The organism is Vibrio sp. T13N (assembly GCF_032970445.1).
Lineage (GTDB): Bacteria > Pseudomonadota > Gammaproteobacteria > Enterobacterales > Vibrionaceae > Vibrio > Vibrio diabolicus.
The window spans coordinates 61,383-80,213 of sequence record NZ_JAWJYE010000008.1; the positions used below are offsets into that span (position 1 = coordinate 61,383).

Genomic DNA, 18,831 nt, shown 5'->3' on the forward strand with positions numbered 1-18,831 from the left:
TTTTAGCGGGGTCTTTTTTTATTTGAGCGGTTGCTTATTTATGGAATCTAAGTTTTCAATAACAGTTTTTCTCTTTTGTTCTGGGGCCCATTAAAATTCGCGCGCATTTTTTATCAACATTTTTGAAAAAAGGTATTTGTACATGTCGACAAAACTGGCTAACCCAGCACCGCTAGGTCTAATGGGTTTCGGTATGACCACTATTCTGCTCAATATTCATAACGCAGGATTTTTCCCAATTGACTCTATGATTCTAGCGATGGGCATCTTTTACGGTGGCCTTAGCCAAGTAATCGTTGGCATCATGTGCTTTAAACGCGGCGACACGTTCGGCACAACTGCGTTTACTTCTTACGGTCTATTTTGGCTAACACTAGTAGGCTTGATCGTAATGCCTCACATGGGTCTTCCTGCAAGCCCAGCAAGCTTTATGGGGTGGTACCTAGCGCTTTGGGGCATCTTCACTGGTTTCATGTTCATTGGTTCTCTATGCTACCCAACAGCGAAGCAAGTGGTATTTGGTTCTCTAACTATCTTGTTCTTCCTACTCGCAGCTCGTGACTTTACTGGTAGTGAAGTGATCGGTGCTATCGCTGGTTTCGAAGGTATCTTCTGTGGTGCAAGCGCGATTTACTTCGCAATGGCACAAGTACTAAACAACGAATTTGGTCGTGAAGTTCTACCTGTAGGTAAAGCAAAAATCGCTCGTAAAGTTGAAGCTGTCGCTGCTTAATCCTTTACACATAATGCAGAAAAGGGGATTAACCAWTGGTTAATCCCCTTTTTTATGCCCTTAAACGGACCACTGCTTTTTCTTGTTTATGCGTTAAGGCTATGTTGATGGTTGTTCAACAGTTTCTGTAGTACTGTTGTCTGCCGTTGGTGCCTTACCCGTTTTACGCTTGTACTTATCTTCCCAGTAATCTGCGCCTTTAATGCCTAGCGCTACAGGGTTGAATGTAAAGTCGGTCACACCACGTTTTTGTTGTTCTTCGTAATCGTTCAATGCTTTGAGAGCTGGTTTCGACATAAAGAAGATGATCAAAATACCGACGATGTTTAGCCATGCCATTAGACCTACACCTACATCACCCATCGCCCAGGCTAAGTTGGCGGTTTTCACGGTTCCGTAGAACACGGATGAAATAATGATGACTTTCAGAATAAACATCAGCCCATTTACTTTGAATGTACGACGAATGTAAGCAATGTTCGTTTCTGCAATGTAGTAGTAAGCCAGAATGGTCGTAAACGCAAAGAAGAAGAGTGCGATTGCGATGAATGGCTTACCCACACCAGGTAGCGCACTTTCGATCGCCATTTGCGTAAATACAGGACCATTCGCACCAATATCAGCCGGTAGGTTTTGAATTAGGAACGTACCTTCAACTGCACCATTTACGTTGTACGCGCCAGTGATAAGAATCATAAACGCGGTTGCTGAACACACAAGTAGTGTATCGATGTAAATAGAGAAAGATTGAACAAGACCTTGCTGAGCTGGGTGATCAACACTCGCTGCAGCTGCAGCGTGAGGACCAGTACCTTGACCTGCTTCGTTGGAGTAAACGCCACGTTTTACACCCCAACCTATTGCCGCACCAACACCTGCCATTGGTGTGAACGCGTCACCAATGATCATGCCGAAAATGCGTGGAACCTCACCAATGTTTAGAAGGATGATGACAAATGCAGTGATGATGTAAGCCAGCGCCATAAATGGCACAACGATTTGGGTAAAGTTCGCAATACGTTTTACGCCACCGAAGATGATGAAGGCCAGAATGACACAGACAACCGTACCAGTGAAAATTTTAGCAAAACTGAAGGTACCAATAGCGGTTTCAATCATGTCACCTGAGCCAAATGCTGCTTCTACTGCGTTACCGATGCTGTTCGATTGAACGCCAGGAAGTAGAACACCACATGCAAAGATGGTTGCGATAGCGAAGATCCAAGCGTACCATTTTTGTCCCATTGCTTTTTCAATGTAGTAAGCAGGACCACCACGGAATTCACCTTCGTCTTCTTCTTTATAGATTTGCGCAAGTGTCGACTCTGCGTATGCAGTTGCCGCGCCAAAGAAGGCAACGACCCACATCCAGAATACGGCGCCTGGGCCACCGAAACCGATAGCGGCAGCAACACCAGCAATGTTACCTGTACCTACACGGCCAGATAGTGAAACGGCAAGTGCCTGAAATGACGATATCCCTTTTGTTGAACTCTTCCCTGAAAGTAATAAGCGCCACATCTCAAAGAAGTGACGAATTTGTACAAAACGCGTCATGATTGAATAGAACAAACCTGCGCCAAGGCACAGATAGATCAGTACCGGGCTCCAAATAATTCCATTCAGAAAATCAACTAATGACTGCATGAGTATTTTCCCTGTTAGTTGTGTTTGTGGTTGTTTTTCACACAATACATTACCCTTTATGTAATGCAATTGTTAACTTTTTTGGCTATAAATCCTTTGTAGCGTGATGGTGAACACAGAATGGAGAGTGATTGTTAAAATTTAGTTCTTGTTGCTTATTTGCTCCTTTGAGGTAGAAGATTTGTCTGATGATTAAATATGCAGCACATTGTCATTAAAATGTGCTGCACATTTGATGAGTTAAAAATGCCAAATACTATGCATTTTGTGGAGTAAAGGCCTGTTTGTTTTTTATGCAGATATGTCCTTATGCATAACGGCAAAGGTTAAGCTCTGTGTCATCCATCACTTTCGCTTTTTCACCAGCCATAATGCTCGCTAGTAATTGACCAGAACCACAAGCCATAGTCCAACCCAGAGTACCGTGTCCAGTGTTAGTAAAAAGGTTATCGTATTTGGTCGCGCCGATAATCGGTGTGCCATCAGGCGTCATTGGTCTAAAGCCACTCCAAAACTCGGCTTGGTTAAAGTCGCCGCAGCGAGGGAAAAGATCACGGATGACCATTTCGATGGTATTTTTTCGTTTTTGCGGAAGGGAGGCATCAAACCCTGCTAATTCTGCGGTGCCCGCTACGCGAATTCTGTCATCAAACCGAGTCATGGCGACTTTATAGGTTTCATCCATCACAGTAGATCGAGGAGAGAAGTGCTCATCTTCCATTGGGATGGTGAGCGAATAGCCTTTTACTGGATAGACAGGAATCTCAATGTCGAGTTGCTTGAGTAGTGCTGTAGAATAGCTGCCAGAGGCAACCACATATTGGTCCGCTTTAAACTGTCCTCGATTCGTTTGGACACCTATGATCTTTTTGCCTACTGTAACCCAATTGCTTACTTCGGTGTCGAACTCGAACCTCACGCCATGGGCCTTAGCGAGCTCTGTTAGTTGTTGGCAAAACTGATAGCAATCGCCTGTTTCGTCATCTGGCAGGTGCAAGCCACCAACTAGCTTATCTTTCACAAGATCCAGTCCAGGTTCTTGCTCAATGCAGCGTTCTACGTCCATCAACTCAAACCGAGTCCCGCTTTGCTCTAGAAGCTGCATATCCTTTTCAATGGCTTGCAGCTGTTGAGGTGTTCGAAATACTTGCAAGGTGCCGAACTGGCGACCTTGATATTCAATGGCATGTTCTTGACGTAATTGTTCCAGACACATGCGGCTGTGGTTAGCTATCGAAAGCATGCGAGCTTTGTTGACTTGGTAGCGAGACAGGGTGCAGTTGGCCACCATCTTACTTGCCCAACTGATCATATCGGCATTGAGGGTTGGTTTGATTTTGAGTGGAGCATGCTCTTCCATTAACCACTTTATGGCTTTAACAGGAACACCAGGCGCAGCCCAAGGCGAAGAATAGCCGTACGAGATCTGCCCAGCATTGGCGAAACTTGTTTCCATTGCACTGCTTGGTTGACGGTCAATAACAGTAACTTGATAGCCTGCTTGAGATAAATACCAAGCAGAGGTTAAGCCGATGACGCCGCTGCCTAATACGATGACTTCCATTGATGTACTCCACACATTTATCTGAGTGGTTAGTTTCTTTTCTTTACCTTTTGTTAACAATCGATATAAATTACATACAGCGTTTAGAAAAACTATAGGCTCAAGGATGAGAAGTAATTTAATAAGTGGCTTGTGTCTGTTTAGCCAAGTCGCGGAACACAGCAGCTTTACTGGCGCGGCTAAGTTTTTGCACCTCACTACGGGAGCCGTGAGCCAACAAATTATTCATTTGGAAGAGTTATTAGGTTTTACTTTATTTGAACGCCATTCCCGCGGTATTCGTTTAACCGCTAAAGGCACTCAGTTACACCAAGCAACGCAGTTTCACTTTTCTGAGCTGAGCAAACTGCTTGATGAGCTCAAAGTAGAAAAGCACACCAATGAGATCCGCTTAAAATTAACGCCTTCTTTTGCTTTTAAATGGTTAGTCCCAAAGCTGGAAAGTTTTCATCACGAGAACCCGGATATCCAAGTGCAAATCTTCGCGGAAGGGGCGTTAGTGAATAGTGAGATAAAAGACTATGACGTCGCGATAGACTATGGTCTTCATCCTTACCGAAATGCTAATGCGGAGTTGATTTTGGATGAGCAACTGCTGCCCGTAATGAGTCCGAAGTACCTTGAGGATCATGGTTGGCTAAAAGCGCCTTTTGATGAACAAGAATCCTTAATGTCAGTGAAGCAATGGCAGGAGGCGACGCTACTACACGATGCGATGCCATGGGAAAAAGCGACGCGTGACTATGAGTGGCTATATTGGGCGTCAGCAATGGGATTAGACTTTAAAACCGATGTTGGACACTTTTTTAATCGAACGGATATGGCGATGTCTGCGGCGGAAGCAGGAGTTGGGATTGCGATGGCACGAATGGCACTGATTGAGGATGAATTGACGACAGAGCGTTTAGTTTCTCCCTTTCAGCCAGTTCCAGCCAATGCAGGGTACTACTTGATCATGAACACACGAAGCCAGTCCACAAACAAGTTTCGTACTTGGTTATTACAGCAAGTGGCGAGCAAATAGATAAAGTGCCTGGTGAGTCAGATAGAAAACACCGCCTTGATAACGGCGGTGTTTTATTTTGGATTACTGTCGTTGATAAACCGATTCACCTCTGCTGATGGTTTCTTCCACGTTGAGATCTTTTAGCGCATTAGGTTCAATCTTCATCGGGTTGTTATCGAGGATGATTAAATCCGCATTTTTGCCCACTTCGATAGAACCTTTATACGACTCCTCAAAGTGTTGGTAAGCCGGCCAAATCGTCATGGCTTGCAGTGCGGTATACGTGTCAACACGCTGATCTGGCCCCAGTACTTTATCGGTTCTGGTGGTGCGATTGACGGTCGCATCCAATACTCGGAATGAACTTGGCAGCGCCACAGGTGCGTCATGGTGTGTACTGAATTTTAACCCCGCCTTTCTCACCGCTTGAGTTGGTGAAATGAAATCGGCACGAGGATGGCCGAGTACCGAGTCCACATGCCAGTCACCCCAATAGAAAGTATGCATTGGGAATAGAGAAGGGAAGATGCCTTGCGCAGCTAAGCGATCCACTTGGTCTTGGCGCATGGTTTGGCCGTGAATGAGTACAGGTCGGCGGTCTTGCTTTCCTAGCTTTTCATTTGCTTTGGTCACTGCGTTGATAAATTGCTCGATCGCAGCGTCACCATTGGCATGCGTCAGCACTTGCCATTCATTTTTAAAGGCTGTTTCTACGTAATCGTAAGCTTGTTGATCTTCGAAAGTTGGGTAGCCAGCGTAGTCTTTATTTTGTCCATGTGGTGGGTGTAAGTAAGGCTGACTTAGCCATGCCGTTTTACCTTGTGGAGAGCCATCAAAGTTCAGCTTTACGCCACCGATGCGGAAATGGTTGGTGTACTCTGGCGTGTTGTATTCCGAGTCCATAAAATCACTGCTCGATACCATATCGGCGTAAGCAACCAAGTCGATCATCAGCTTGTCGTTTTTCGACGCGCGTTTCATCGCTTCATAACCTTCTGATGTAGCTCGTCCTTCTTGAGCCGTGGTATAGCCATATTTCGCGTACATACCTTGCGAGGCTTCTAACATGCGATCTTGAAGTTCAGAATCAATCAACTTATTGAGGTTGAACAGCATTGCAAAGTGCGCGTTTTCTTCTAGGACACCATTTGGCTCTTGGCTGTTTTCCATTCGGCGGATAATGCCACCTTTTGGATCTTCCGATTCTGCCGTGATGCCTGCTAGCTCTAACGCTTTACTGTTCGCGACACTCAAATGCCCCGAAGTGTGGATGATTAATACAGGCTTATCTGTGCTGACTTTATCGAGATCCGCTTTGGTAGGGTAGTAATCCAGTTGGGCGTCGTCGTAACCAAAACCTAAAATCCATCCGGTTTTCTCAATGAATAGGCGTTGCGTATTATTGTTCTCGGCATTTTTCAGAGTTTCGATGATTTTCGCAACGGTATCGGCTTCTCCATCAGGAGAGGGCAGCACGTTTGCGACCATGGCTTGCAGACCAACACCATACACATGACTGTGCGGATCAACAAAGCCAGGCAACATAGTTTTGCCTTTTAAGTCGACCAACTGTGTTTTACCGAACTTGTGTTCCATCGCTCCATCTTTGCTGCCGACATAAATGATTTTCTCGCCTAATGTCGCGACGGCTTCGGCGTACTCTGGCTTATCGCTAGCCATGGTTAGGATTTCGCCACCATAATAAATTTTGTCTGCGGCGGTTACTTTGAGTGGCTCGGCGACGGCTTCTACTTCTTTCGCTTCTTCAGAAAAACACCCCGTTAAAGCAAGCCCAGATAGGGCAATGGGGATCCAGTTTTTGTTCATCGGTCATCTCCATACAGAGTAAGTTTTTTGCCTATTGCTCCCATCTCAATGAGTTTGAGAACTCAATAGGTCAAATTCACTTTAGTTCATATTGAAGGAGGATTATCAACAAGATTAAAGACTTTCAATCAAGCGCAAGTTATACCTATCGATGAATATCAAAAATGTTACCTTTTCCCATTTCATAAACGTTTCTGGACTTGGGCAATGTGACCCATAACGAGGTTCTGTGGTTAAAAAGTCGGCATGATAAGTCCACGATTTATCTCGATGACGCTCAAGGAAGAACATGAAAGACGAAACGCTATCCATCCATTTTGGTTACGAAACTGACCCTACCACTAAATCTGTCGCGACACCGATTTATCAAACGGTCGCGTACGAGTTTGATAACGCGCAGCACGGCGCTGATCTGTTTAACTTGGAAGTGCCGGGTAATATCTACACTCGCATCATGAATCCGACTAACGATGTTCTGGAAAAACGCATGGCGGCGTTAGAAGGCGGCATTGCCGGGTTGGTCGTGAGTGCGGGGAGTGCAGCGATTAACTATGCGATTCTGACCTTAGCGCAAGCGGGCGATAACATCGTTTCTACGCCGCAACTTTATGGTGGTACTTACACCTTGTTTGCGCACATGCTGCCAAATCAAGGTATTCAGGTGAAGTTTGCTAAAGATGACAAGCCAGAAAGCTTGGCCGAGTTAATTGATGAAAATACCAAAGCGGTGTACTGCGAGAGCATTGGTAACCCAGCCGGTAATATCATTGACTTAGAACGCGTAGCGGAGCTTGCTCACGCACAAGGCGTACCTGTGATTGTGGATAACACCGTCGCGACACCAGTACTGTGCAAACCCATCGAATTCGGTGCGGATATCGTCGTTCACTCCCTCACTAAGTACGTTGGTGGACACGGCACCACATTAGGTGGCGTGATTGTGGATTCCGGTAAATTCCCTTGGGCGCAGCACAAAGACCGCTTTCCCGTTTTCAACCAACCAGAACCTTCTTACCACGGCGTGGTGTATACCGAAGCGTTTGGTGAGGCGGCATTTATCGGGCGCGCGCGTACCGTACCATTGCGTAATACCGGATCGGCATTATCACCGATGAATGCATTTATGCTTATGCAAGGGCTAGAAACGTTACCGCTGCGTATGGAGCGCCATACCGAGAACACTCTCAAAGTGGCTGAGTTCTTGGAACAGAATGACAAAGTCAGCTGGGTAAGTTATGCCGGATTGCCAAGTTCTGATCACTTCCATCTCGCCGAAAAATACATGAAAGGTAAGCCTTCTGCGATTTTGTCGTTTGGTTTAAAAGACGGTTATGAAGCAGGTGTGCGCTTTTATGACGCTCTGAAAATCTTTAAGCGTTTGGTGAACATTGGCGATGCAAAATCATTGGCTTGCCATCCCGCCTCGACGACCCATCGTCAGTTGAGCGAAGCAGAACAAAAACAAGCTGGCGTATCACCAGAGATGATTCGTTTATCGGTGGGTATTGAACACATTGACGATATTCTAGCCGATTTAGAACAGGCGCTAAACGCGTAAACGATTCTGTTTTTAGCTTTTGGTTACCCATAGGCCAGCCTTTAAAAAAGCTGGCCTATTTTTATTTTATTATTTAAATATCAAATGCTTTGGTGCTTTTGGTTTGTGGTATTCCAAAAGCTCATAGAGGGTGAAATTTATTCCCTTGTCACGTTTGGGGTTGTTCCTGATGATGTGTGCAAATCTTATACATTGGAAGGGACTCAAATGTCTTACGTATTTCACCGTCATTGTCATGCCACGCTGCCAATCATCGATAGAGGTGAAGGTGTCTATCTATTCGATAAGCATGGAAAGCAATATCTCGATGCTTGTGGTGGTGCTGCGGTATCAAACCTTGGCCACAGTCATCAAGCCGTTAAAAAAGCGATGTTGGCACAGATCGAGCGAGTGCCGTTTGCTCATACTGGATTTTTTACTAGTGACAGCGGTGAGCGACTAGCGGAATTGATTTGTCAGTACATGCCTGAGCAGTTCAACCATGTGTATTTAGTCAGTGGCGGGTCAGAAGCGGTGGAGTCGGCACTAAAAATGGCGCGGCAGTATTTTGTGGAATCAGGTAAGCCAGAGAAGAAGCAATTCATCGCGCGTCAGCAAAGTTATCACGGCAATACCTTGGGAGCTCTGGCGGTCGGTGGTAATGAATGGCGACGTGAACCGTTCAAGCCTATCTTGCATCCGAGCCATCACATTGCCCCTTGCTATGCTTATCGGTATCAGCAGACTCATGAGTCGGAATTGGATTACTCATTGCGAACGGCGAATGAACTTGAGGCAAAAATTCTTGAGTTGGGGGCTGAGAATGTAATGGCTTTTGTCGCCGAGCCTATTGTGGGAGCCACAGCTGGAGCTGTGCCAGCGACTCAAGGTTACTTCAAACGTATTCGCGAAATATGCGACCAATACGATGTGTTATTGATCTTGGATGAAGTCATGTGTGGCGTTGGGCGAAGTGGCAGTTTTTTTGCGTTTGAGCAAGAAGAGGCAGAGCCCGATCTGGTTTGTATGGCTAAAGGGCTTGGTGCGGGTTATCAACCTATTGGCGCGGTGGTTGCGAATGATCGAGTCTATCAAGCTATTGCTGATGGAAGCGGTTTTTTCCAACATGGTCATACTTTTATGGCGCACCCTGTGGCGTGCGCTGCCGCCGTGGCAACCATTGAAACCATCTTCCAAGATGATTTATTAACGGCGGTGAATCAGCAAAGTGCTTTGCTGCGTAATGAGCTTACTTCTGCATTGGCCCATTTACCATACATTGGCGACATTCGTGGTAAAGGCTTGTTTTTTGGCATTGAGCTGGTGGCGGATAAAGAAAGCAAGTCGCCTCTGAGTAAAGCCACATTGGCAGACAAACGTATCAAACAGCGAGCAATGGAAAATGGCTTAATGTGCTACCCAATGGGCGGAACGATTGATGGCGTTAATGGGCACCATATTTTGCTCGCACCGCCTTTCATTGTTCAGCCTCACCATATTGATGAACTAGTCGGCAAACTCTCACTGACGTTAAAAGAGGTGGCGGAGACATGGAAGTAGCAAACCAATATTTGCGAGAACCTATCGCTATAATCGTGGCTCCAAACGGTGCAAGAAAAACCAAGCATGATCACGCCAACTTACCTATGACAACAGACGAACTGGTTGCAGAGGCTATCGCTTGTCAAACAGCAGGGGCTGCCATGATCCATTTGCATTCTAGGGACGCTAACGGACGTCATTCACTAGACATCGACGACAACATGGCAATTTACCATGCCGTGAAAGAAGCGGTGGGAGAAAACATGATGGTTCAGCTCACCACAGAGGCGGTGGGTTTATATTCTCCGTCACAACAGAGGGCGTTAGTTAAAGCTGTGAAACCAGAAGCGGCTTCTTTCGCATTGAGGGAGTTAATCCCCGATCGCGCAAGTGAGAAAGAAGGGCATGCCTTTTTCCATTGGTTGGCAGAGAACAGCATCGTGAGCCAAATTATTCTCTACGATACAACCGACATTGAACGTTATTTCCAACTACGCGATGCGGGCGTGTTACCTAAAACGCATCAGCATGCATTGGTGGTGTTAGGGCGTTATCACCAAGCTCAACAGTCTTCGCCATGGGATTTACCAGGTTTGAATTTGGCGCGTTTTGACGAGGAAGAAATTCGATGTGCCATTTGTGCTTTTGGCGCGCGAGAGCAAGACTGTTTAGCGAGTGCGATGTTACTTGGATTCGATGTGAGAGTGGGGTTTGAGAATAACCACTTCGATGTGGCAGGCGAATTAGCAATCAGTAACGCGGCTCAGGTGGAAGCTCTACGCGATGTGGCTAGACACTTTGCGATTCCTTTACACAGTGCGCAAAGTTTGCGTTCAGTTTTGAAGTAAATCTGTTCGCGGCAAGGGAAATAAAGAAGAAAGTAAAAAGGCTCCATCGGAGCCTTTTCGGTATTTGTCGTTAGTTTTCGGTTTGCACTGCGGGTTGGCGTGCTGGGTGTTTGATAAACACCGCCACAACGGCTGCAATTGCCAGCGCGAAACAGTAGTAAGAGTTGGCAACCACTTCTAATGGAGAAAGGTTAAATACTGAGCCTAGCAGCAATACTTGCGCGCCGTAAGGCAACACGCCTTGCACCACGCATGAGAAAATGTCTAACAAGCTTGCTGAGCGGCGAGGAGAGACATTATTCTCTTCCGCCAGTTGGCGAGCAACGCTGCCCGAGACAATGATGGCTACGGTGTTGTTTGCCGTACAGCCATTGACCATCGACACCAAGCCTGCGATACCTAGCTCGCTCGCGCGGCTGTTGGCATGCTTAGAGTGGTTAGAGCCAAACGCGTGGATAAGGCTGCTAACGAAATTGGTTAGAAAAGCAAGGCCGCCTTGACGACGCATCAGTTCACTCAAACCACCAATTAGCATGGACAACAAGAAGATCTCTTGCATGTTGCCAAAGCCTTTGTATACGTCTTGGGCTAGATTAGTCAGTCCGTAATTGTCAATCGATGCCAAGCTCACGCCGCCAGCCAAAAGGATACCAATCGACAGAACCACAAACACATTCACACCAGATACCGCTAGGATCAAAATAGTGATGTACGGCAGGACTTTTAGCCACTCAATATCGCCAATTGCAGGCACTTGAGTCGCTGTACTGTTGAAAGCGAACACTGCAATCGCGATCAACGCCGCAGGTAAAGCAATACGAATGTTCTCTTTAAACTTATCTTTCATCTCACAACCTTGAGAGCGTGTCGCCGCGATCGTGGTGTCAGAGATGATAGAAAGGTTGTCACCAAACATAGCGCCGCTCAGCACAACGCCTGCGGTTAACGGTAAGCTCATCCCGGCTGATTCAGCAATGCCTAACGCTACGGGTGCAACGGCTGCGATGGTACCCATCGAAGTGCCCATTGCTGTTGCGATAAAAGCAGAAATCAGAAAAATGCCCGGTAAAATCATGCTGGTTGGAATTGCGGATAAACCAAGGTTCACCGTTGCATCAACACCGCCAGAGGCTTTTGCTACCGCAGCAAAGGCACCAGCAAGCAGATAGATCATACACATTGCGATGATGTCTGGGTGGCCAACACCACGCATGAAGTGTTCGATTGAGCGGTTAAGTTTCTCTTTACTTAAAAGAAACGCAATGATGATGGCTGGTAATGCCGCGATGGGTGCAGGCAGCTGGTAGAAGGCAAATTCAACGCCTTGCAAAGATAAGTAAGTGCCTACGCCAATAAACAGCGCAAGGAATACAATCAATGGGATCAGTGCGACCGCAGAAGGTGCAACTGTTTTAGTTGTTTGTTGGGAACCGGACATGTAAACGACAATGTTAATAATAAGAGAGAAGAGCAGACTAATATCACATTTACGCATTGTCAACGTCTAGACGTCTAAATGGCTGTTTAAATTTTGCACGTAAAGAAAAAGATAAAAGCTCGTATTACGTATCTCACTGATACCACGAGCTTTAGTTATGCACTAATGAAGGGACTGTCGTTATTGCATTGATTTGGCTTTTTTGCGTTTAACAATACCTAAAACCATCCACGTAAATAAGACAGCAGCAAATGCCCATACCAGGTATTTGTATTCGGTGTAGAGGTTGCTCAACACGCTTAAATGTTCAAATGCAAAGTGAGTTAACAAGCTGAATACCAATACCCAAACCGTCGCCGCGAGGGCGTTACCGAGCAAAAACTCTCTACGTGGCATTTTCGCGATACCGCATGCAAGAGGCATAAATTGCTTCATTCCTTCAATAAAGCGACTGACGACCAAGCACGTAGGGCCGTATTTCTGGATAGTCAGTTGCAGTGTTTGCATCTTCGGGCCAGAGATATAGCCTTTTTTATCCAACCAGCCTTCAAAGTAATAACCGATTAGGTAACCACAGGTATTCCCAAAAAAGCAGCTTAGCCACGATACCATCATAACCATACTTAGATTCATGACTTGTTCTGAAGAGAGCAAAGATGCCGCGATCATCAGCGATTGACCAGGCATCGGTACACCTATCCCTTCTAGAAATATACTGACAATCAGCGCCAAGTAGCCGTATTGCTCGAGCAAAGGCTTCATTGACATGAGAAGTTCGTTAATGTGTTCCAAAAGCTTTCCCCTAATAAAAGCGGAACGAAGTTGGAGTGATACTCCGAATGTCCTACTGGGTCAATTCTTGTTTCTCACCGCTGAGAAAAACTGACATGCCTCTGATTATTGTGCGGAATAAATCTGCTGCTTGTTTTATTCGCCGCCACGCTCCCGTGTGGCGGCGAATAAGGCACACCATTATGACTCTTTAGCTTGAGTAAATGCGCCATACAAATCAAGGCGGCGATGACGTAAGTTGGTGACAGAGCCTTCGGTATTAAGCTGTTTCAACTTAGTTAAATCAACATCAGCGAAGATCATCATTTCGGTGTTGGCGCTTGCTTCTGTCAAGGTAGCATCGTGTGGGAAATAGATATCCGATGGTGAAAATACGGCAGATTGTGCATACTGGATATCGACATTATCAACACGAGGTAAGTTACCGACACTGCCACCAATTGCAACATAGCATTCGTTTTCAATGGCTCGCGATTGGGAACAAATTCGTACTCGTTGGTAGCCATTTTTTGTGTCCGTCCAGAAAGGAACGAATACAATTTGTGCGCCTTGTTCTGCTAACATTCTTCCCAATTCAGGGAATTCGCTGTCATAACAAATAAGTATGCCGACTTTGCCCGCATCGGTTTCGAACACTTGAACATTGTCACCACCGTCGATCACCCAGTCTCTTTGTTCATGAGGTGTGATGTGGATTTTATATTGAGCGTTAATTTCACCATCTCGTTGCAGCAAGTAGGCCACATTATACAGTTTGCCATCTTCGATAACGGGCATACTGCCCGCAATAATGTTGATGTTGTAGGTGACCGCCATCTGCGAGAAACGGTTTTTGATCTCTTCTGTAAAGCTAGCCAAAAAGCGGATTGCTTCAACGGAATTTTTGTCGTTTTGCAAGCCCATCAGCGGTGCGTTAAAGAACTCAGGGAATAGGGCGAAATCGGCTTTATAGTTCGCAAGAGAAGAGATGAAGAACTCAGCTTGATCGAGCAAATCCTCCAGGTCATTCATCGCGCGCATTTGCCACTGGACGACACCAATCCGAATCAGCGTTTTTTCTACATCGTGTACGGATTGAATATCCTCTTCGTAGAAAAAGTTATCCCACTCCAGCAGTGTCGCGTAACCTTTAGAAGCGCTATCCTCTGGTAAGTAGCCGCGCATGATTCGTTTTACATCGAAGTCGTTAGCAAGCTGAAAAGACAAAATAGGGTCATGAAGCTCACGGCGTTTTACTTTGTCGATGTACTCTGCAACGCTCAGTTCATCTGCGTATTGGTGGTAATTAGGAATGCGACCACCGGCTAAAATGGCTTTGAAGTTCTTACTACGGCAAAGCTCTTTACGCGCATCATATAAACGGCGACCTAAACGTAGCCCTCGATAGTCTGGGTGGACAAATACATCGAGACCATACATTGCATCACCGGTTACTTGATTCTGTATGACGTTGTTTTCGGTAATGATGTCGGTATACAGGTGAGGAAGAGAAAAGCGGTTGTAGTCCACTTTAATGGTTAATGCTGCACCGACTATTTTGCCGTTATCCTCAATACAGATTTGGCCATCAGGAAACTGATGAATGAGATCCATAATCGTCAGCCGTGGCCATGAGCCGCCAACATCAGGAAACACTAAGTCCATTAGTTCTGCAAGCTCAGGGTAATCCGTTGGCTCAATGGTACGTAATGAGAGTTTGGGCGAATTGCTGTCCATATCTTTCAATCCATTTATCCTTTTGAAACAGTGTTAATGAGAATGCCACAATTTGGAGCAGACAGATACTGAAGTCTTTGAGTTGTTTTGGGTTACCAAAAGCATTTCAAGAAAACAATATTAGCTTAGTTTGCTCTTCAACCATTCGTAAAACGCCGCCACTTTCTTAGCCGATAGGCGATAATTTGGGATCATCACGTAATAACCATAACCACTCTGTAAAGATAGGTTGAGAATATGTTGGATATCCCCTCTTAAAATAGAATTCTGCGCCATAAAATCAGGAAGTAAGGCGAGTCCTTTTCCCATTTTGACGGCTTCGTAAGCTAGGTAAAAATGTTCAAAGCCTACAGAGTGATAGGTAACGGTTGGTTCTACTGCATGTGCCGCCTTAAATTGCTCCCACAACTGAGGACGAGTGATTTGAGGTATCAGCGGATAGTCGCTAACAGCGTGCACATTCTTGAGTGCAGGAGTGTTAGTACAACCGACCAATAGTAGTATTTCTTCGCATAGTAAGTGGCTGTATTCATAATGCGTGGACAATGGAAGACAACGAATATGCAAGTTGCTTTCACCGCTTGAACCTTTGACGTTCCCATCTCCGGTACAGATTCTTACACGGATATTGGGATGTCGCTGGTGGAAGTCATCAATATGAGGCACCAACCAAAGGCTAGCGAAAGAAGGAGTAACATCCACGGTGAGCAATTCTTGCTTTGAATCTGATTGGATTAAGTTAGCGGTTGCATTCTGAATAAGTTCTAGTGCTTCTGTGACTTGCGGTAGGTAGCGTTTTCCTTCCTCAGTTAACTCAATACCATTCGAGCCTCTTTGTATTAAAGGTAAGCCCACTAGTTGTTCAAGCGCGGCGATTTGTTTGCTTACTGCGCTTTGTGTAATGCATAGGGCATCCGCCGCTTTAGAGAAGCTGAGGTAATTTGCAACCGCGACAAACGTCCTTAATGCTCGGATAGAAGGGTACTCACTGCCTTTTAACATACTTCAGTCCCATGGAGATAGCCTCTTCACAGAGTAGGAGATTTACCTATTGAAGCAAAGAGAGAAAAAGCCGATGTGTGATTACCTTCCTTACTCGTTCATAAAGAACCCAGACCAAAAATTAAGAATCCTAAATATAATGGGTATGTAAATAATTGATGATTGGGGTTTGTTTATTGATTTTCCCTATCTTTTGAAAAAACTACAAATAAAATAGAATGTTTTACATCATTAGTATTTACACAAATCTAATATTGTTTTCTCAAGGTAAATAAAACGGTATAACTTTTATTTTTGTTGTTTTAATCTCAAAATAATGTCAATTTTTTATAAAGTAGAAAATGTTTTTCATTAAATTAAAATTGGCATTGCATTTGCTTTGTATAATTCGAACTTTCAATGGCACTTATATTAGGAGAACGAAATGAAAAGCAATGTTGTTACTTTGATTGGCCTTTTTTCTTTAGCAACGTTTAGTACTTTATCTCACGCAGCGGACTCCAAAGATCATGGTGTTTATGTCGGCGCCAACTATGGTTACTTAAAAGTTGATGGACAAGATGACTTTGATGATGACAGCGATGCTATTCAAGGTTTGGTTGGTTACCGTTTTAACCCTTACTTAGCGTTAGAGGGCGGTTACATTGATTTTGGTAGCTATGGTAATAACCTAGCAAATGCCGAAACGGACGGTTACACCGCAGCACTAAAAGTTACAGCCCCTATTGCTGATCGTGTCGATCTTTACGCAAAAGGCGGTCAAATGTGGTACTCGACGGATTACAACGTTGCGGGCTTCCAAGGCAACAAAGATGACGAAGGTGTATTCGCTGGTGCCGGTGTTGGTTTTAAAGTTACTGATAACTTCTTAGTTAACGCAGAATATATGTGGTACGACGTAGAACTGAATGCAGAGAACGTAGCGAATGGTGCAAACACAAAAACTGATTTTAACCAAGCATCGCTAGGTGTGGAATATCGTTTCTAATATTGTTAACCATGTTTAACCCAATAAAAATGCGAAGCTAAATGGCTTCGCATTTTTATTTTTTAAAGAGATTTAATTATCTGCATAAAATTACTAATGAATAAAATATTTATAAAGTTGGAAGTGTTGATTATTAGAGATCGTCTGCTTATTTTTCTATAGGCTATAAAAGAAGCCGTGCACTAATAGCAAGTAACATCGTAAAAGTAGATCGTGTACTGTTGCAACATAAGTACGGATAGCAGATACAAAAAAGGCCACCCGAAGGTGGCCTTTTCCAAACGTTTGGTGGAGCTGGCGGGATTCGAGAGTTCGTCGCCTTTTTCTCTGTAAGTCTCTGATATACAAGGAAGGTACACCAGTGGTTTACTCGAAATGTAGCACACCTTGTAGAACACTGCTAGTTCGGTTCAGTTCCCACTTTGGGAGTTGAATTGAAGCTGTGGGAGTGGCTCAGCGTTTACCTTGCTACTAGCGACGAGACAGTTTGCTGTTTAACGTCGGGGTGTCTTCTTGTCAAATATATATTAGTTATCCCCCCCCTCAAAAAAAACAACAGTAAGCCCACAAGCAAGACTCGCTCTCTTGGTTCTCATTAATGGAATTGTCGCAGCCGTTAATGCCACAACTCACTAACTCTCACAGTATGTTTTTTACGCCTTCTCTCATATTTCACTTAGCAGAGCACTATGACTCTTAATGGTATCGGTTAGTTAGTAAGCCTTATGAGGCCGAAGTTGTCGTATTGATTCAGGTTATAGGATGAATGTCATGATGGTTCCATAGAGAAGGAGTAAGGCATGATGGTGTATCGTGCGCAGCAAGGAAGAACAAGTAAGCATACCTGTAGAACCACAGCTCGGGTCGCTAAGGAGGTTGGCGAGAGCTGTCGGTAATGATGAGGAAAAAGCTAGAACGTTAAGGAGTAAGGTGGGGAGAATTATCATGAGTCTATTGATGCATAATGATGATATGATGAATTGATGAGGTAAGCGAAAGGAATGGTTATTAATGGCAATCTACGAACTCTACTCTACCAGAAACAAAGCGAAGTACCCGGAAGTCTACCAGTATACCGAGGTGAGCGATAAGCTAAGAACTCAAGTGGCACAGATTCTGGTTGCGGCGATAGGTACTCGAAGTAATTGTGGATACCAAACTCCATCGGATGAGGCATATGCTGTAATTTTCAACGTTTTAAAGAGGGAGTATGGTGAGTCTAGCTTAGGAGGATGCTACATGGGGAGTGCTTCTTGGTTGGAGAAATACTTAGTAGACCATACGCCGACAGAGGAATTTATCGATGTTTTAGAGTTATCTTGTCGCTTGATTGATAAGCACGTTCGACAAAACTGGGCAAATTTTACTTGCAATGATAATGTCTCTCAAAAGCCTGATGATGCTCTAGAAGAATTAAATGAGCGTATGAAGCGCGCAGGGTTTGGCTATGAGTACACTGATGGCGTCATCGTTAGAATTGATGAGCAGTACATTCATGCGGAAGTTGTAAAACCAGCACTGCTTATACTACAAGATTTTAAAGGCGCTCAAGAAGAGTTCCTTTCTGCACATGAGCATTATCGACATGGTAACTTTGAAGAGTGTATTACGGATTGCTGTAAATCATTTGAGAGCTTAATGAAGTCGATCTGCCACGAAAGGGGGTGGATTGATGACAGGGAGCACGACCAACTACCAGCGGCTAAGTTGATTCAGAAGTGTATTGAGAATGAGCTTGTGCCACTGTACATGCAGAACCAGTTCGCCTCATTTAGGCAGCTACTTGAGTCAGGTGTGCCGACTATACGTAATAAGTCAGGTGGTCATGGTGCTGGTAAAGAGGTTAGAAATATACCGCAAGGACTAGTCAGTTACACGCTACATTTGACGGCAACTAACATTGTGTTTCTGGGTAAGTGTTACCACGAAACTAAATGACCCTAGTGAGTGCTATGCTATGACAACTTAGTATGGCACTCATACAATACTGACAAATCCTAGATATTAGGGGAAAATTAGTTTAAAAAAATCAAAGCCCTTTTCTTTTAAACTTGTACTGGACAATCCCCCCATCCCCCCAGAGATGTTTGGCTACTAACTGCCGAAAAGTTCTTACCTTAACTTTACAATTGGATGCAATAGATTATGCCCAAAAGCATACACTCTAAGGGTGTTATTTTTGTGTGCTTTA

At 44.7% G+C, this 18,831-nt stretch carries 14 protein-coding genes; 7 read left to right on the forward strand and 7 right to left on the reverse strand.

All coding sequences use genetic code 11. The features are described 5' to 3' along the window. Window positions 1–142: 142 nt before the first annotated feature. Entirely contained in the window at window positions 143–733 is a 591-nt protein-coding gene (locus R2S67_RS14525; protein WP_005391518.1) for an acetate uptake transporter, read from the forward strand. Window positions 734–832: 99 nt separating this feature from the next. On the opposite strand, the gene R2S67_RS14530 is transcribed toward R2S67_RS14525, so the two are convergent. Together R2S67_RS14530 and R2S67_RS14535 are read right to left on the reverse strand one after the other, a co-directional pair. Further along, on the reverse strand, window positions 833–2,380 hold the full coding sequence (locus tag R2S67_RS14530) for an alanine/glycine:cation symporter family protein (protein ID WP_012842106.1): 1,548 nt from the start codon (window positions 2,378–2,380) through the stop codon (window positions 833–835). A 307-nt stretch (window positions 2,381–2,687) separates the two neighbouring features. Then, window positions 2,688–3,944, reverse strand: a complete 1,257-nt coding sequence (locus R2S67_RS14535; RefSeq protein WP_134647850.1) for a D-amino acid dehydrogenase — start codon at window positions 3,942–3,944, stop codon at window positions 2,688–2,690. Window positions 3,945–4,050: 106 nt separating this feature from the next. Here R2S67_RS14535 and R2S67_RS14540 point away from each other — a divergent pair, with 106 nt between their 5' ends. Next, a complete protein-coding gene (locus tag R2S67_RS14540; RefSeq protein ID WP_317345316.1) occupies window positions 4,051–4,968 on the forward strand; it encodes a LysR substrate-binding domain-containing protein in 918 nt (305 codons plus the stop codon). A gap of 63 nt (window positions 4,969–5,031) precedes the next feature. On the opposite strand, the gene R2S67_RS14545 is transcribed toward R2S67_RS14540, so the two are convergent. Beyond that, a complete protein-coding gene (locus tag R2S67_RS14545; protein WP_317345317.1) occupies window positions 5,032–6,777 on the reverse strand; it encodes an amidohydrolase in 1,746 nt (581 codons plus the stop codon). A gap of 289 nt (window positions 6,778–7,066) precedes the next feature. Here R2S67_RS14545 and R2S67_RS14550 point away from each other — a divergent pair, with 289 nt between their 5' ends. The 3 genes from R2S67_RS14550 (at window position 7,067) to R2S67_RS14560 (ending at window position 10,704) form a co-directional block, all read left to right on the forward strand. Beyond that, complete coding sequence (locus tag R2S67_RS14550; RefSeq protein WP_025635612.1) at window positions 7,067–8,335, forward strand: O-acetylhomoserine aminocarboxypropyltransferase/cysteine synthase family protein; 1,269 nt, start codon at window positions 7,067–7,069, stop codon at window positions 8,333–8,335. Between the two features lie 207 nt (window positions 8,336–8,542). Then, on the forward strand, window positions 8,543–9,874 hold the full coding sequence (locus tag R2S67_RS14555; protein WP_317345319.1) for an aspartate aminotransferase family protein: 1,332 nt from the start codon (window positions 8,543–8,545) through the stop codon (window positions 9,872–9,874). After that, window positions 9,865–10,704 (forward strand): 3-keto-5-aminohexanoate cleavage protein, encoded by an 840-nt coding sequence (locus R2S67_RS14560; RefSeq protein WP_317345320.1) that lies wholly within the window; start codon window positions 9,865–9,867, stop codon window positions 10,702–10,704. The genes R2S67_RS14555 and R2S67_RS14560 overlap by 10 nt, the downstream gene beginning before the upstream one ends. Window positions 10,705–10,774: 70 nt before the next feature. Here R2S67_RS14560 and R2S67_RS14565 read toward each other — a convergent pair whose 3' ends face one another. The 4 genes from R2S67_RS14565 to R2S67_RS14580 all read right to left on the reverse strand — a co-directional run bounded on the left by R2S67_RS14565 (window position 10,775) and on the right by R2S67_RS14580 (window position 15,652). After that, window positions 10,775–12,142, reverse strand: a complete 1,368-nt coding sequence (locus R2S67_RS14565; protein WP_317345322.1) for a Na+/H+ antiporter NhaC family protein — start codon at window positions 12,140–12,142, stop codon at window positions 10,775–10,777. A gap of 180 nt (window positions 12,143–12,322) precedes the next feature. Beyond that, window positions 12,323–12,910: a DedA family protein gene (locus R2S67_RS14570; protein ID WP_005391489.1), complete on the reverse strand. Its 588-nt coding sequence runs from the start codon at window positions 12,908–12,910 to the stop codon at window positions 12,323–12,325. Between the two features lie 204 nt (window positions 12,911–13,114). After that, on the reverse strand, window positions 13,115–14,650 hold the full coding sequence (locus tag R2S67_RS14575) for a bifunctional GNAT family N-acetyltransferase/carbon-nitrogen hydrolase family protein (protein WP_046874325.1): 1,536 nt from the start codon (window positions 14,648–14,650) through the stop codon (window positions 13,115–13,117). A gap of 120 nt (window positions 14,651–14,770) precedes the next feature. Continuing rightward, window positions 14,771–15,652 carry a LysR family transcriptional regulator gene (locus R2S67_RS14580; protein WP_317345325.1) on the reverse strand — a complete coding sequence of 294 codons (882 nt, stop codon included), beginning with the start codon at window positions 15,650–15,652 and terminating at the stop codon, window positions 14,771–14,773. A gap of 424 nt (window positions 15,653–16,076) precedes the next feature. On the opposite strand from R2S67_RS14580, the gene R2S67_RS14585 reads away from it, so the two are divergent. Together R2S67_RS14585 and R2S67_RS14590 are read left to right on the forward strand one after the other, a co-directional pair. Continuing rightward, complete coding sequence (locus R2S67_RS14585) at window positions 16,077–16,640, forward strand: porin family protein (RefSeq protein ID WP_005391484.1); 564 nt, start codon at window positions 16,077–16,079, stop codon at window positions 16,638–16,640. Between the two features lie 1,011 nt (window positions 16,641–17,651). After that, a complete protein-coding gene (locus tag R2S67_RS14590; RefSeq protein WP_025562107.1) occupies window positions 17,652–18,578 on the forward strand; it encodes an STM4504/CBY_0614 family protein in 927 nt (308 codons plus the stop codon). Window positions 18,579–18,831: the final 253 nt, after the last annotated feature.